This window comes from Pedobacter punctiformis, assembly GCF_027213715.1.
Classification (GTDB): Bacteria; Bacteroidota; Bacteroidia; order Sphingobacteriales; family Sphingobacteriaceae; genus Pedobacter; species Pedobacter punctiformis.
Map to the genome: position 1 here is coordinate 1 of NZ_JAPWGM010000004.1, position 15543 is coordinate 15543.

The window sequence follows — 15543 nt, forward strand, 5'->3', positions numbered from 1 at the left end:
AGCCCACCAGAGCCGATGGTACTGCGGTAACACGTGGGAGAGTAGGTCGGTGCCAAATCTTAAACTGCTAACAGCAGATTAATAAGAAACCCTGTAACTATCAGTTGCAGGGTTTTCTTGGTTTATAGCCGTTCAAGCTAAAATCCATCAATTGAAATGATTTGTGCATTGTTCCTATAAAGCACAGCCTTTGGTTAGTTAAACCTGACCGGCATGTAAATCCTTTTTGGTGAAGAGCAAATTAGTTTTAAAAACAAATGCTCCCAAAAGATTGCAATAAAGGGCAGGGCGACTGGTACCGATAAAACACTGACACTCGTTTCCTGATCCCCAATGAAAAAATCCTCTCCCGAATTAATAGACTTTTAATATAATACAATAATATTACATTGAATTATGCCACAGCTAGATGTATGGAATAGTTATTAAGCTCTTATTTAAAACTGATTACGTGCAAATGTGTTAATATAATAAGGTTTGCCATATTATTTGGTTATCTTTGACAATAACAAATATATAAACACAACAATGAGTTTTTTTGCAGAAAAAAGAAGGGAAGTGATGTTGCATATTGAGAAATATATGCTGGAGATGATGGATACCTATCTTAAACCAATTGATACTAACTGGCAGCCATCTGATTTCTTACCGGATTCTACAAGCGAAACATTTTATCAGGATATTAGAATTTTAAGGGATAATGCTAAAGATCTTTCTTACGATCTGGTAGCCGTTTTAGTAGGGGATACAATTACTGAAGAGGCTTTGCCTACTTATGAATCGTGGTTGGCTATGGTTGAAGGACCAAGTATGGCTGAAGATGGTGGCTGGATGAAATGGAACAGACACTGGACTGCTGAAGAGAACCGACATGGCGATCTTTTAAATAAATATTTATACTTATCTGGCCGCGTTGACATGCGCCAAATGGAAATATCTACTCAGTATTTAATTGCTGATGGTTTCGACATTGGTACCGGACACGATCCTTACCGTAATTTTATTTATACCAGTTTCCAGGAACTGGCAACAAATATTTCGCACAGAAGGGTTGCTTCTTTAGCGAAAAAGGACGGGGATACATTATTATCTAAAATGTGTGGTGTGATTGCTTCTGATGAGGCCAGACATGCAAAAGCTTACAAGGATTTTATGAACCGTATTTTTGAGGTTGATCCTAATGAAGCGATGCTTGCATTTGAAGACATGATGCGTAAGAAAATTGTAATGCCTGCTCACTTTTTACGTGAAGTAGGTTTAAAAATTGGTCAGACTTTTGGCCATTTTACCGATGCTGCACAACGTTTAGGTGTATATACTGCAATTGATTATGTAGATATTATGCAACAGTTAATTATCGACTGGAAAATTGAAGGAATGCGTGATTTAAATGAGGCTGGTGAAAAAGCCCGTGATTATATTATGAATCTGCCTTCGCGTTTATTGCGTGTAGCAGAACGAATGAAAAATCCTTCGATTGATTATAAATTTACCTGGATAGCAGGTTAACATTATTAAATAATATTGAAAAGCCCCGATTTTGTCGGGGCTTTTTTGTGTCCTGAAACTATAAATTAATAAATGATTTGACCTTGTCTGGCCAAATTAAAACCATTTTTTAAGACTTCTTTTTGGGTGTTTACATCCCACAATAAAGGGTTGGTGTGATTAAAGTGAATAAAGTAAACCTTGTTTTTTGTCTGCAAATCCTCGGTTTGAAGCAATTTTTCAGTTTCCATCACTAGCGGATGCGGAACTTCAGCAATTGCCCTGTTTCCAAGTTCTGTATTGGTATAAAAGGTCGCATCTATCATTGCAACGTCTACTTTCTTTACTTCATCTATTATGTTTTTGTTCCACTTATTCCATTTATCTACGTCAGGTATAAAAAGATATTTTTTGGTTGGTGTTACAATTTTGAAGCCTGCAGTTTCTGAATATTCATCACGATGCGGAACCGTAAAAGCAGTTATACTATTATTAATTACAGACACTGGTTTATCCGGACTGAGTTCTATCAGATCAATGTTATTAAGCTTTACGAGTTGACTCCAGGGGCCATTTTGCTCTAAAAATGCTTTTAATTTTGGAAGAACGTATACCTTTAGCTTATTGGTGGCCATTACTTCACGGCCAAATTCCATGAGCCCGGTATAATGACCTATATGCGCATGGGTAATAAAAACACCTTCTGGAAGGTAAGGATATTGCTCTTTTGTTTGCAATTTGAAATCCTGAAGCTGTTGTTTGATATCTGGTGTGGCTTCAAATAGCCACCATTTTTTATTTACCGGATCAACTAAAGCTAAAGAAACCACATTTTTCCTTAAAACAGGGTTATTCCAGGCCATTTTGCAACAGTTTTTCTGGCAACCCATGTGCGGATAACCTCCATCCTGAGCAACACCAAGCACAATAATGTAACTTGATTTTGGCTCTTCAGCCGACCAGCCTTTTACCTGCAGAATGAGCAGGAACACAACAATGAATATTCGTTTCACAACCATTTACATATTTCTTCTATATTGACCGCCAACTTCATAAAGTGCATTACTGATTTGCCCTAATGAACAAATCTTACAAACTTCCATCAGCTGTTCGAAGATGTTATCACCGGCAACTGCAGACTTTTGAAGTGTTTTTAACAATGCAGAGGCCTGATCTTCATTACGGTTTTGGAACTGTTTTAAAGCCTCAATCTGGTATTGTTTCTCCTCTTCGGTTGCTCTGATGACTTCGCCCGGAACAATAGTAGGGGAACCATTTTTATTGAGAAAGGTATTTACACCTACAATAGGATATTCTCCCGTATGTTTTAAGGTTTCGTAATAAAGACTTTCTTCCTGAATTTTACCACGCTGATACATGGTTTCCATGGCACCTAAAACACCTCCGCGATCATTAATTCGCTTAAATTCTGCCAATACCGCATCTTCCACCAAATCTGTTAATTCTTCGATAATGAAGGCACCTTGTAAAGGATTTTCATTTTTTGCCAGACCCAATTCGCGGTTGATGATCAGCTGGATGGCCATTGCTCTGCGCACAGATTCTTCTGTGGGGGTTGTAATGGCTTCATCGTAAGCATTGGTATGCAGAGAATTGCAATTGTCGTAAATGGCATAAAGCGCCTGTAATGTAGTCCGAATATCGTTAAAATCAATCTCCTGTGCATGTAAAGAACGCCCTGAAGTTTGAATGTGGTACTTTAATTTTTGCGAACGATCATTTCCTTTATATTTATTTTTAATGGCCTTGGCCCATATTCTTCTGGCAACGCGACCAATCACTGCATATTCAGGATCGATTCCGTTAGAAAAGAAGAAAGAGAGGTTAGGCGCAAAATCATCAATGTGCATGCCCCTGCTTAAATAGTATTCTACAAAGGTAAAGCCATTACTCAGGGTAAAGGCAAGCTGAGAAATTGGATTTGCACCGGCCTCCGCAATGTGATAACCAGAAATGGATACAGAATAGAAATTTCTTACTTTTTCATCAATAAAATACTTCTGGATATCACCCATCATGCGCAATGCAAATTCAGTAGAAAAAATACAGGTATTTTGAGCCTGATCTTCTTTCAAAATATCAGCCTGCACGGTTCCTCTTACTGAGCTGATTGCGTAAGCTCTTATTTTAGCGTAAACATCGGCTGGTAAAACCTGATCGCCAGTAACCCCCAGGAGCATTAAACCCAGGCCATTATTTCCCTCTGGCAATGATCCGTTATAAGTTGGTCTTTTTATTTTTTTAGCTTTATAAATGGCCTCAATTTTAGCCTGAACTTCTTCTTGCAGTTCATTTTCGATAATGTATTTTTCACATTGCTGATCGATGGCCGCATTCATAAAAAAGCCTAATAACATAGGTGCAGGACCATTAATAGTCATGGATACCGATGTAGAAGGGGCGCAAAGGTCAAAACCTGAATACAGTTTTTTGGCATCATCCAGTGTGGCAATACTTACCCCAGAATTACCAATTTTACCATAAATATCGGGGCGGATATGAGGATCTTCACCGTAAAGGGTTACCGAATCAAAGGCCGTAGACAAACGGTGTGCCGGCTGACCTAGAGAAACATAGTGAAAACGTTTATTTGTTCTTTCAGGGCCACCTTCTCCGGCAAACATCCTGGTAGGATCTTCTCCATCACGCTTTAAAGGGAAAACCCCTGCTGCATAAGGAAATTCTCCGGGAAGATTTTCGGTTAACAACCAGCGAAGAATATCTCCCCAATCTTCATACCTTGGTAGGGAAACTTTTGGAATATTTAACTTGGAAAGTGACTCGTAATAAAGCGGCTGTTTAATTTCCTTATCCCGAACTTTATAAATGAAAAATTCCTGCTTATAACTTTTCTTCGTTTCAGGCCATTGACGAAGTAACCGTCTGCATTCGCCGTCTAATTGTTCTTCAAAAAATGAGTAGGCTTCTTCTAATCCATTGGAAGATGGGAGTGAAGTTCCTGTTTTTTTCAGGTTGTGGTCATTCAGTAGATCGATTACCCCTTTAAGCTGATACATTTTTCTGGCAATACCGGTCTGTTTATCAACCCAGTCATTATAACTTTGACTGGCTTCGGCAATTTCAGCTAAATAGCGAATGCGATCGGGTGGGATAATGTAAATTTTTTCAGACTGATCTGAAGTAAGTTCCATTTTGGCCTTGAAATCCGTTCCGGTTTTAACTTTGATTTGCTGCATTAAAGCTACAAACAAGTTGTTCATTCCCGGATCATTAAACTGGGAAGCCATGGTGCCATAAACCGGAATTTCCTCGTCTTTAGCATCAAAAATATTGTGATTGCGTTTGTATTGTTTGCGTACATCACGGAGGGCATCTAATGCACCTCTTTTATCGAATTTATTAATGGCCACGAGATCAGCGAAATCGAGCATATCAATTTTCTCCAGCTGGGTTGCCGCACCAAATTCGGGTGTCATTACATATAAAGAAACATCACAATGTTCGGTAATTTCGGTATCAGACTGACCTATACCTGAAGTTTCGACAATAATAAGGTCGTAACCAGCAGCTTTACAAATGTCGATACTTTCCTGTACATTTTTAGATAGGGCTAAATTTGCCTGGCGGGTAGCCAGCGAGCGCATGTAAACCCTGGGATTGTTGATTGCATTCATGCGAATGCGATCGCCAAGTAAGGCACCGCCTGTTTTTCTTTTAGATGGATCAACGGAGATGATAGCCAGTGTTTTATCTTTCACCTCAACTAAAAATCGTCTGACCAATTCATCTACCAAAGAGGATTTACCAGCTCCACCCGTTCCGGTAATTCCTAAAATCGGTGCTTTATTATTTTCTGATAATTTTTTTAATTCGTCTACAAAAGCTTGTGCGCCTTCAGGATCATTCTCTGCAACGGTAATGGCTCCGGCTATGGCTTTAATATCTTTTTTAGGAATGGTATTTAATTCTTCGGTAATGCTGGTTTTGGTTACAAAATCTGTTTGACGAAGCATATCGTTAATCATGCCCTGCAAACCCATCTTACGGCCATCATCCGGAGAATAGATTTTAGAAATCCCATAGGCTTGTAATTCCTCAATTTCTACCGGTAGAATAACGCCACCACCACCTGCAAATATTTTAATATGACCTGATCCGCGTTCCTGCAAAAGATCGTACATATATTTAAAGTACTCAATATGTCCGCCCTGATAAGAAGTCATGGCAATACCCTGTACATCTTCCTGAATGGCACAGTTTACCACTTCATCAACAGAACGGTTATGGCCTAAATGGATAACTTCGGCCCCTGATGACTGAAGGATCCGTCGCATAATATTGATGGTGGCATCGTGTCCATCGAAAAGGGAGGCTGCTGTTACAAAGCGGATTTTGTTTTTAGGCTTATATATTTCTACTTGTTGCATACTAAAGGGTTTTAAGGATCTGAATTTTAACAGTACCGATCCCTGTTCCAATTTATATTTGGTCTGCAAATGTACTAAAATAAGTAGTTTACCACAGCGAATACCCTAAACCGTTATGGCTTTTAGTTCAGGTTTATTTCTTGCCCAAATTGTAGTAAGTAGCCATTGTTATCATAAATGGCAAACTCTCTCATACCATGCTCAAAATCTTCCAGTGGATAACAGATTTGACAAACATCTTTTAAGCTTTCCCATAATGTTGCTACTTCATCTGTATAAATGTATAACGAGCCACTCATAATGGATTTAGGAAGGTTACGATGTTCATTAGGGCTGCAGAACATTATTTCTATATCATCCTTAGTAAGTGCTAACCAGCTCAAATCATCAAATTTTACTTTACAGGTAAAGTTTAAAATTTCGGTATAAAAGGTTAATGTTGCTGACATATCATGCGATTCCAGCATGGGTGTCAACCGGGTTGCTGTATATTTTGACATTACGTTAAAATAAAAAAAACTATGCTGAAAAGCATAGTTTTTTTTTATTATTTGTTCGTTATTTCCGTAATGGGCTCTCCAACGCAGCCGCTAGGCATTTGGATGTGGAGCAGCGCAGCTAAAGTTGCCGAAATATCTGTCATGTAATGGGTTTTGTTTGAGGCGCCCGGTTTAATTCCCCAGCCCATAAATACCAATGGAATATGAGAATCATAAGGATTCCAGTTGCCGTGTGTTGTACCGGTAGGGCCACCATTAAACCAGTTTGGATTTAAGATGTAATAAATGTCGCCACTTCTGCGAGCGTTATACCCATTGGTAATCATTGTTTTTTGAATTTGTGGTAAAGTGCTTGAAGATATTTTAGCAATGTCAACAGCATTAGCAAAACCATCTAATCTTTTTAGAAATTCAACAGCGGCAGATTTAATTACATCAAAACTTACTGAGCCGTTATCTGTTTTATCGTGATCGAAAATAATCTGATTGTTCTGTGATTTTAAAACAACGTTATTCACTTTAAATTTATCGTTAAGATAAGTATTTAACTTACTGGCAATTTCTCTGTCACTAACCACACCGCCCGGCAATTTATTTTCCTGCATAAAACCAGGAACATGTGCTGCACCATGATCTGCCGTTAAGAAAATCGTATAATTTCCTTTTCCAACTTTCTTATCCAAATAGTTGAAAAACTCTTCAAAATCTTTGTCTAAACGCAAATAAGTATCTTCTGCTTCAATAGAGTTAGGACCGTACGCATGACCAACATAATCTGTAGCAGAGCAACTCACTGCCAAGAAATCGGTGATGTTATCCTGACCTAAATCTTCTGAAAGAATAGCAAGTTTAGCTAAGTCAAGTGTAATGGTATTTCCGTAAGGCGTACTTCTGATGGCATCAAAATTACGATCGACAAATTGTGTAAGGTTATGTGGGAAAGTACTGTTTTTACCTTCATACGCTTTTTCATCACTTGTACTGTTTACATAAGTGTTAATCGGGTAGAGCGTTTCCCAGTTTTTTGCATAAAACTTATTGGCAAGTTTTAATTTATTGTAATCCGCTATCCAGGTAGGTACTTCTTTCATGTAATAGCTGCTGGTAATCCAGTTGCCGGTTGTACCCTGATACCAGTAAGCCGCATTTGCAGCATGCCCTGCCGGAAGAATAGAACCCCGGTCTTTTAAAGATATCCCAATTACTTTCCCTCTGAAATTAGTTGCTAATCTCAGTTCGTCAGTAATGGTTGTGGTCAGCATATTTTTAGGAGACATTTCTCCTTCAGATGATGGTGTACTGCCCACAGTAACTACCGATGTATCTTGTGTGCAATACATATTCTTTTTGGTTTCCGGATCGTACCAATCGTTACCAATAATACCATGAACTGCGGGAACAGAGCCTGTATAAATACAAGTATGACCGCAAGCAGTATAAGTTGGTGTGTAAGGGATATAAGTGTTTTCAACAGAAAAACCTTCGTTGATTAATCTTTTAAAACCACCGTTTGTATATCGGTTATAGTAACGGTATAAATAATCCCAGCGCATTTGGTCTACAACTAAACCTACTACCAGCTTTGGACGGGCAACTTCTGCCGGAAAAGTTTTGGCTGGTGCGGCAACTGTTTTCTTAGTTTGTCCGATGGCTACTGAAAGCGAAAAAACGGAAAGAGAAAAGAATAAGTAAGCGGTTTTTTTCATTCTATGTGGTTATTTGTTTGGTAAAGAAACGGACTGTTTTTAACGGACCATTATCTTCGGTTAAAGGTATAAAGTAACAACTTTTAGATGAAGTATCTCTGAAGTTATTGTAAAGTTTTTATATCGATTCTGCAACTACAAAGGTGCTTCCGCCAATAAAAACAAGGTCTTCTTTCATTGCTTTAGATAGGGCTTCGGCCTTAGCTTCTGCAACAGAATTAAAAGTATTGCCTTGTAAACCAAAGGAAATTGCTTGTTGTTGCAGCTCATTAACGGCTAATCCTCTTTCTAAATCCGGCTTGCAAAAATAGTAAGTTGCTTTCTTTGGTAAAATGGATAAGACCTTTGAAATATCTTTGTCTTTAACCATGCCAAATACCATATGTAAATTTTTATGTGGCGTTAAACTAATGTTTTTAACCACTTCTGCTATACCGGCTTCATTATGCCCGGTATCACAAATAACCAGTGGGTTTTTACCAAGTGTTTGCCATCTGCCCTGTAAGCCTGTTCGTTTCTTAACCTGTTTTAAACCTTTAAAAATACTTTCAATGCTTATTTTAAGTTGAGTTTTTTGATTCAAAACTTCCAGCGCTTCCAGTACCGTTAATATATTTTTAGGCTGGTAAATACCTGTTAAATCACTTTGGAGTTTATTATACTTTAAGTTGTTATTTTGATAAACGGATAAGGAGAGTTTACCATTTTTAATGTTTATGTCTTTAGCATTAAGTTGCTGATCGGCAAAAACAATGCTGGCATTCATTTCTTTAGCTTTATTGATAAACACAAGTCTGCTTTCTGACTGAGTTTCACCAATAACGGCCGGAATGTTTTTTTTAATAATGCCCGCTTTTTCTCCGGCAATTTCTGTCAGGGTGTTTCCCAGCATATTCGTGTGATCGATGCTGATGTTGGTAATTACCGAAATTTCGGGTGTAATGATATTGGTTGAGTCTAACCGTCCACCTAAACCCACTTCAATAACAGCAACATCCACTTCATGGCGGGCAAAGTGATCGAAAGCCATTGCAACGGTTACTTCAAAAAAAGAAGGTTCAATTTGTTCAATCAATTGCTTTTGCTGTTGAACAAAAGAACAAACTTCCGTTTTACTCATCATTTTTCCGTTAATGCGTATACGTTCGCGGAAATCTTTAAGGTGAGGAGAGGTATACAACCCGGTTTTATAACCTTGCGCCTGCAGTACGGAGGCCAGCATATGTGATGTTGAGCCTTTACCATTTGTACCGGCCACATGAATGGTTTTAAATTTCGTTTGCGGATTATCAATCGCTTCGCAAAGTGCTATGGTGTTGGTCAGGTCTTTTTTAAATGCTGACGCACCTATACGCGTAAACATGGGTAATTTACTGTATAAAAAATCAAGCGTTTGCTGGTAGTTCATCATTATAGTTCAAATATAAGCCGACTATTATTATTATAAAATGAAATGCTCAATAATTTACTACAGGAGATGAATATTTTTATCCGGGTTGCATTAATTTCAAAAGCAGTCTTTGAAATCCGTTATTAAATTTTATTACTATAAACGAAGAATAACCTAAAATTACCCCTAATCTTTAAGATTTTTCACCCTTCGCTTTTTTGAAAATAGATAATATTTGATTGAAAAATTTTTAACCAAATTCTATTAAAAAATGAAAAACTTATTAATTACCTGTTCGGCATTAACTATGCTGTTACTCGGTGGATGCAAAAAAGCAATTGTACAAGGTGCAGATGGCTTATCAATCCAAAAACTAAGCAGCAATACCAGTAACCTTGTTGGTATTGCAGGGACTGTTTATTATGTGGATCCGTTGGGGGATGACAACAATAACGGTACAAGCACAAGTACTGCCTGGAAAACCATAAACAAAGTAAATACAGTTACTTATGCGCCAGGGGACCAGATTTTGTTTAAAGCTGGTGGGGTATGGACCGGAAATCTTGCTCCATTGGGTTCAGGGAGTGCCTCAGGCTCAATTGTTATTGATCAATATGGATCTGGGAATAAGCCTGTTATAAATGGTGGGGGATTAACCAACGGTTCAATAACGGTTTTGCTTAACAATCAATCCTTTTGGGAAATTAATAATCTTGAAATTACCAATACAGTAACTTCAGGACAACAATATGCAGTAACGGGTATTAAAGTAAATAATTCAGGTGCTACGGCTGCGAGTAATATTACCATCAATAATTGTTATGTGCATAATGTAAATTCAACAGGATATGGTACACCCAATTATAATAAGGGGTCGGGTGGAATTATTTTTACCGGCCTGATTAATAATGTATTGGTTTTAAACTGTCATGTTAAAGATTGTGATATTGAAGGAATCAGAACATCCAGTTCGGTAAAAGCAGATAATGTAGTATTTGAAGGTAACTTAATTGAAAATATTTATGGCGATGGCATTGTGTTTAATGGGGTGAAAAATTCGAAAATTACCCATAATATTTTGCGCAACGTATGTAAAAGTGATGCAGCAAATTATGCCGCCTGCTGGACGTACGGAAGTATAGGAACGATTATATCTTATAACGAAGTTTCGGGTATTAAAGGTGGTGGACCTTATGATGGACAGGCCTTTGATGCAGATATTGATACCAACGGGGATATTTTTGAATATAACTATTCTCATGATAATGATCGTGGTTTTATGTTGTTTATGCCTAGTGCCCAAAATATTATTGTTAGGTATAACATCAGCGTAAATGATGTAAAGCATGCCAATTCGTCTCCAAGTGGCTCTAAACTTATTAATTATACCTCAAACTATACAACCAATAAAATATACAACAATACTTTTTACACAAATGATAGTTTTACCAGGATATTTCAATACACCAATACGGGTAGTACTTTTGCCTTTAACAGTAATTTCAGCAATAATATAATCTATGCAACGGGTACCATTACTAGGTTTTCGGATAAACCCATAATGGCCTCTGCTGTTTTTAAAAATAATTGTTTTTATCCGCAGTCCATAACAGCTGTAAACGGTCCGGCTGGTACGGTTTCAGGTAATACTTATACTGATCCGAAATTTAACAACGCTTCTGCAACCGGTACACCTGCTGATTTCAAATTGCAAAAAACATCTCCTTTGATTGCCGGAGCTGTTAATTTTACCGATAATGGAGGCATTGATTATTTTCAAACGGCTTTGCCACTGAGCAACCCGGATGTTGGTTTTGCACAAAGCTCGTATTCATTTACAGGGTTTGTTTCTAATGCAGATACTTATGTAAGAAATGGTACCTATGCCGGCAATAATTATGGTACGGAAAGCACTTTGATTGTAAAAACGGATGCAAGTTCTTATGCCAGAAAAACCTATATTAAATTTGATTTTTCTGCACTCTCCGGCTCTGCAGTTTCTAATGCAAGATTAGTTTTAAATGCGGCTTCAGTTAATACCGATCCTTCCAGAACAATTAGTGTATATACTGCAGCGACAAATACGTGGACAGAAACCGGATTAACCTGGAATAATGCACCACTATCCAACCCACTGGTCAATAGTTTTGTGGCGTATGGAGTAGATAACTATTCGATTGATGTAACCAGTGTAATTAATCAAAATCTAAGTGCAGGAAATAAAATTATAACCTTTGTGTTAACGAATGAAGCTCCGGCAAGCAGTAAAAATGATATTTACTTTACCAGCAGGGAACAGGCAAGTAATAAACCTCAGCTTAATATTATTTTATAACTACCGCTTAAAGAAAAAGCCCGATATTTTTATCGGGCTTTTTTATGTTTTAAAGATTAGCTGTGTTGTGATTTCAGCCTATTTCACTTTGAAATTAAACATAACCACACCAATTTGTACATCGGGGGCTGATTCCAGTTTATTTAAACTTGCACCTAATACAGCCTGTTCACATTTTCTCCAAAGGGCTAAATCAGATAGGGTAGTTCCTTTTGCACCAGCGCGGGCAAATACGACTGTTCCATTTTTATCAACCCGAATTTGAACGGCAATTTTACCTGCACTTTGTCCATCATCCTGAATACGCGGAATATTTACAAATCTTCTGCTGGCCAGCGTAAGCTGTACATTTCCATTGCCAGAGCCACCTTCGCCATAATTATTAGCAAGTGGATCTCCATTTACTGAACCTTGATTGCCCGGTGTATTACCCGTACCATCTCCCTGTCCCTGACCTGTATTTTTCTTCCCTTTGTACAAGGCATTTTGATTAATAACAGGTTTTGAGGGTTTATCCTCTGTAGTTGGGGTAGGCGTAGCGGTAGTTGGTTTAGTCTTTTTAGTATTTACACTAATTGCGTCTTCTGTATTCTGGGTCTGGATTTCCTTATCGCTTGATTGTACAGAAGTAGTTGGTGTTACCTTTTCTTCCGGTACTACTTTATCAGGTGCCTTATTATTTGCATTAGGATCTGCAGAAGGCTCTTCTATGCTGGTATAATCATCGCCCATACCGGTTTCAGCTGTTCCGTAATTTACAACCATGCCGCCCATGCCTACCTCTTCAGGTGGTTGGAAAGACCCGATGACGATAAAAAAGCTTATTGCAAGCAGAAAAACCATTATCCCTGTAGAAATGGCTATCGCTTTTGGGTAATTATTTTCCTCTTTGTAAGTCATTATTTCTTAGGCTCAACAGCTAAAACAAGTTTTAATTTTAGTTTGTTTGCAACATCGTAAGCAACCATAATATTTTCTGCCGGAACATTTTTAGCCACATATAAAATAATGGTCATATCTGGTGCCAGCTTTTGAAAAGTTTCGATTGCTGGCAACAACTGATCTGCAGGAGTTGGCTTCTTATCTACAAAATACTTTAAATTTTCGTCTATCGTTACTGTAACTGCTTTTTTGGCTGTAGATTGTTGACCGCTTGATGATTGAGGCAATAACAATTTAACCACTTGCGGGTTTACAACCGCAGAGGCCAGCAGGAAAAACAGCATCAGGAAGAACATAATGTCGTTTAATGCCGACGTATGTACTTCTACACTTCCTTTTGTTCTTTTTCTTAAATTCATTATTTACCTGGTTCTTCTAATAAGTCAATAAAATCAATTGCATCAGTTTCCATTTTAAGGATGATCTTTTCAACCATGATGTTTAAAATGTGGTATAAAACATAAGCGATAATACCGATAATTAATCCGGTAGCCGAAGTAATCATTTTAGTATAAAGACCACCTGAAATGGTACCTATTTCGATGGCACCTTTAATGGATACCTGGTGGAAAATGGTAATTACCCCCACAATTGTACCTACGAAACCAAGCATTGGTGCAATACCTGCAACAATACCTAAAATACTGATGTTTTTTTCAAGTTTTGAAACTTCCAGTTTACCAACGTTTTCAATAGCACCTTCAATATCTTTAATTGGGCGGCCGATACGCTTTAAACCTTTTTGCAACATACGCGAAAGCGGAGAGTTGTTGTTTCTTAAAAGTGCTGTTGCGCCTTCAAGATTTCCGGATTGGATGTATTGCCTGATTTGAAGCATTAGATTAGATTCATCTTTGGTCGATTTTCTAATGGTTAAATAACGCTCAACAAAAATGATTAACGCTAAAAAGGCTAAAAAAGCCAGTGGAATCATTACCCAGCCGCCTTTAAAAAGCAGGTCAATAAAGTGAAGTTCGGGAGTTGGCTGGCTTAAGTTTGAATTAGCTGCATTTAAAGTGTCTTGTAATGCTTTTGAGGTATCCTGAATGGTTAATAGTGTAATCATTATGGTGTGTTGTTTATCTGTTGTATGTAAAGTCCTTTAATGTTTATTTTATGCTCTAAAATTGGTCTCTGTGCTCTTGCTTCAGTTTCTGTTTTAAATGATCCCACGCTTACTTTGATCAATTTGCCTGGCAAACCTTTAATAATTTTAGCATCAATGCCATATTTTTTCATGGCATACACAAATTGCTCCGCTCTTCTGTTTGTTTTTACAGAAGTTCCAATTACTTCAAACGTAACAGGGCCGGTATTTGGTATAGCCGTAACTGCAGTTGCAGCAGGTTTAACCTTTTTCAAACTATCTGTTTTTACAGTTTTTGAAGCATTTATCTGGTTGGCTTTTAAAATGCTGTCTGTTTTGGCAATAGAATCCTGTTTTATTTTTGCAGTGTCGATGGCTACTTTATTGGTATCAACAATTGCAGCAGCTGGTTTAGTTTCTACTGTTTTGGCTTTTCCAAATAATTCAGGTTTAGCATAATACAAGATTGCTGCAATTACGGCTAAAATGATTATTACAAAAAGAACTTTAATCCAGGCCGACATTTTTTGCTGCTCTTCTGCATATTCAGGAGCTATCGGATCGTGGCCAAAGCGGTTAGGATGTTCTGCATGTTGTTCTTTTATAAACTCTGGGGCTTCATTAATAACTTCTTCTTTCCGAAGCTCATCATGCAGGTTGATATAAGTTTTAGGAGCATCGGCCTCCGGTACAGAAGAGCTAACAGTTTCTTCAACTTGATCTTCAACTATTTCCTGCTTTTCTGTATGGTGATGTTCCGGTTCAGACTCTGGTTTATGTCCAAAGCGGTTAGGGTGCTCTTCATGTTGCTCTTTAATAAATTCAGGTGCTTCAACATGATCATGCGTTTTTTCAACTCCGGCTGGTTCTTCATGTTCCGCAATTGTTTCGGGAACTTCAAACTCATTTTCGACCGACTTCTCTGAATGTTTTAACGTGTTTTTTAAATCGTCATTAACTTCATCCAGTTCTACGTTTTCAATTTCAGGAACGGCTTGCGCTGTTTTATCAATATTCTGATGTTCCGCTGCAGTTGGTGCTTCTGCTATTTCTTCATAAACATCATCCTCTTTAGAAACAGGTGTGGCAGGTAAATCGGCCGGTTTTTGAATTTCAGCTTCAGTCAATGCGGGCAGTCCAAAAAACTCCGATCCGTAATTGATGTTTTTTTCAGCCTCAAAACTTAAACCTTCATGTTCGGTATAAAATAAACGGCCCAGGTTTTCAAGGCTGGCTTCATGCTCTAATTCAAGCTTGCTGTTTATCTCTTCTACAAACTGCTGAATAGAGTATTGTGCGCTTTCTGCAGATATACTTTTTTTAGCTGCAACAAAATTTGCAAGTGCGTTTTCTTCTTTAACTTCTTTTGTAAATTGAAGGGCATAGGCTGGTGGTAAAAACGATTGTTTTTCTTTATCGTATCTCCCCGGAAATTTCTTTTTATAAAAAGTGCCTAAGCCGGTAATACCAACTTCTTTGCTTTGTTGCAAGAGTTCTAAAAGGTATGATAAGATATCCATTCCGGTAAAATTAAGCGTTTTATATTTATAACAAGTGTTTAGACTATATAAAACGATATTTTATAATATTATTTTAAAAATAAGTCTGTTTAATTTAGTTGTGCACAGGTTTAAACCATTAATGTTCTCCAAATTGCTTAATTTCAAATATAACAGATACAAAGAT

Annotated in this window: 11 protein-coding genes; 2 read left to right on the top strand and 9 right to left on the bottom strand. The window is 37.7% G+C overall.

Going from position 1 to position 15543, the window contains the following annotated elements:
- Positions 1 to 528: 528 nt before the first annotated feature.
- A complete protein-coding gene (locus O0955_RS12035; RefSeq protein ID WP_269427794.1) occupies positions 529 to 1509 on the top strand; it encodes an acyl-ACP desaturase in 981 nt (326 codons plus the stop codon).
- Positions 1510 to 1574: 65 nt separating this feature from the next.
- Here the strand turns inward: O0955_RS12035 and O0955_RS12040 are convergent, their stop codons facing one another.
- The 5 genes from O0955_RS12040 to O0955_RS12060 all read right to left on the bottom strand — a co-directional run bounded on the left by O0955_RS12040 (position 1575) and on the right by O0955_RS12060 (position 9514).
- Positions 1575 to 2501, bottom strand: a complete 927-nt coding sequence (locus tag O0955_RS12040; RefSeq protein WP_269427795.1) for an MBL fold metallo-hydrolase — start codon at positions 2499 to 2501, stop codon at positions 1575 to 1577.
- A 6-nt stretch (positions 2502 to 2507) separates the two neighbouring features.
- Positions 2508 to 5897 carry a methylmalonyl-CoA mutase family protein gene (locus O0955_RS12045; RefSeq protein ID WP_269427796.1) on the bottom strand — a complete coding sequence of 1130 codons (3390 nt, stop codon included), beginning with the start codon at positions 5895 to 5897 and terminating at the stop codon, positions 2508 to 2510.
- Between the two features lie 122 nt (positions 5898 to 6019).
- The gene (locus O0955_RS12050; RefSeq protein WP_269427797.1) at positions 6020 to 6397 is read right to left on the bottom strand and encodes a VOC family protein; all 378 of its coding nucleotides are present in this window, start codon (positions 6395 to 6397) and stop codon (positions 6020 to 6022) included.
- Between the two features lie 47 nt (positions 6398 to 6444).
- Entirely contained in the window at positions 6445 to 8103 is a 1659-nt protein-coding gene (pafA, locus tag O0955_RS12055) for an alkaline phosphatase PafA (protein WP_269427798.1), read from the bottom strand.
- A 118-nt stretch (positions 8104 to 8221) separates the two neighbouring features.
- Positions 8222 to 9514: a bifunctional folylpolyglutamate synthase/dihydrofolate synthase gene (locus tag O0955_RS12060; protein ID WP_331283545.1), complete on the bottom strand. Its 1293-nt coding sequence runs from the start codon at positions 9512 to 9514 to the stop codon at positions 8222 to 8224.
- 250 nt (positions 9515 to 9764) lie between these two features.
- On the opposite strand from O0955_RS12060, the gene O0955_RS12065 reads away from it, so the two are divergent.
- Positions 9765 to 11828, top strand: coding sequence for a CBM96 family carbohydrate-binding protein (locus tag O0955_RS12065; RefSeq protein WP_269427799.1), 2064 nt, complete (start codon positions 9765 to 9767; stop codon positions 11826 to 11828).
- Positions 11829 to 11906: 78 nt separating this feature from the next.
- Here the strand turns inward: O0955_RS12065 and O0955_RS12070 are convergent, their stop codons facing one another.
- The 4 genes from O0955_RS12070 to O0955_RS12085 are packed head-to-tail and all read right to left on the bottom strand — an operon-like array spanning position 11907 to position 15377.
- Positions 11907 to 12728 carry an energy transducer TonB gene (locus O0955_RS12070; protein WP_269427800.1) on the bottom strand — a complete coding sequence of 274 codons (822 nt, stop codon included), beginning with the start codon at positions 12726 to 12728 and terminating at the stop codon, positions 11907 to 11909.
- Positions 12728 to 13129: an ExbD/TolR family protein gene (locus O0955_RS12075; protein ID WP_269427801.1), complete on the bottom strand. Its 402-nt coding sequence runs from the start codon at positions 13127 to 13129 to the stop codon at positions 12728 to 12730. Before O0955_RS12075 ends, O0955_RS12070 begins: the two co-directional genes overlap by 1 nt.
- Complete coding sequence (locus O0955_RS12080; protein WP_269427802.1) at positions 13129 to 13836, bottom strand: MotA/TolQ/ExbB proton channel family protein; 708 nt, start codon at positions 13834 to 13836, stop codon at positions 13129 to 13131. The genes O0955_RS12075 and O0955_RS12080 overlap by 1 nt, the downstream gene beginning before the upstream one ends.
- Positions 13836 to 15377, bottom strand: a complete 1542-nt coding sequence (locus O0955_RS12085) for an HU domain-containing protein (RefSeq protein ID WP_269427803.1) — start codon at positions 15375 to 15377, stop codon at positions 13836 to 13838. Before O0955_RS12085 ends, O0955_RS12080 begins: the two co-directional genes overlap by 1 nt.
- Positions 15378 to 15543 lie beyond the last annotated feature (166 nt).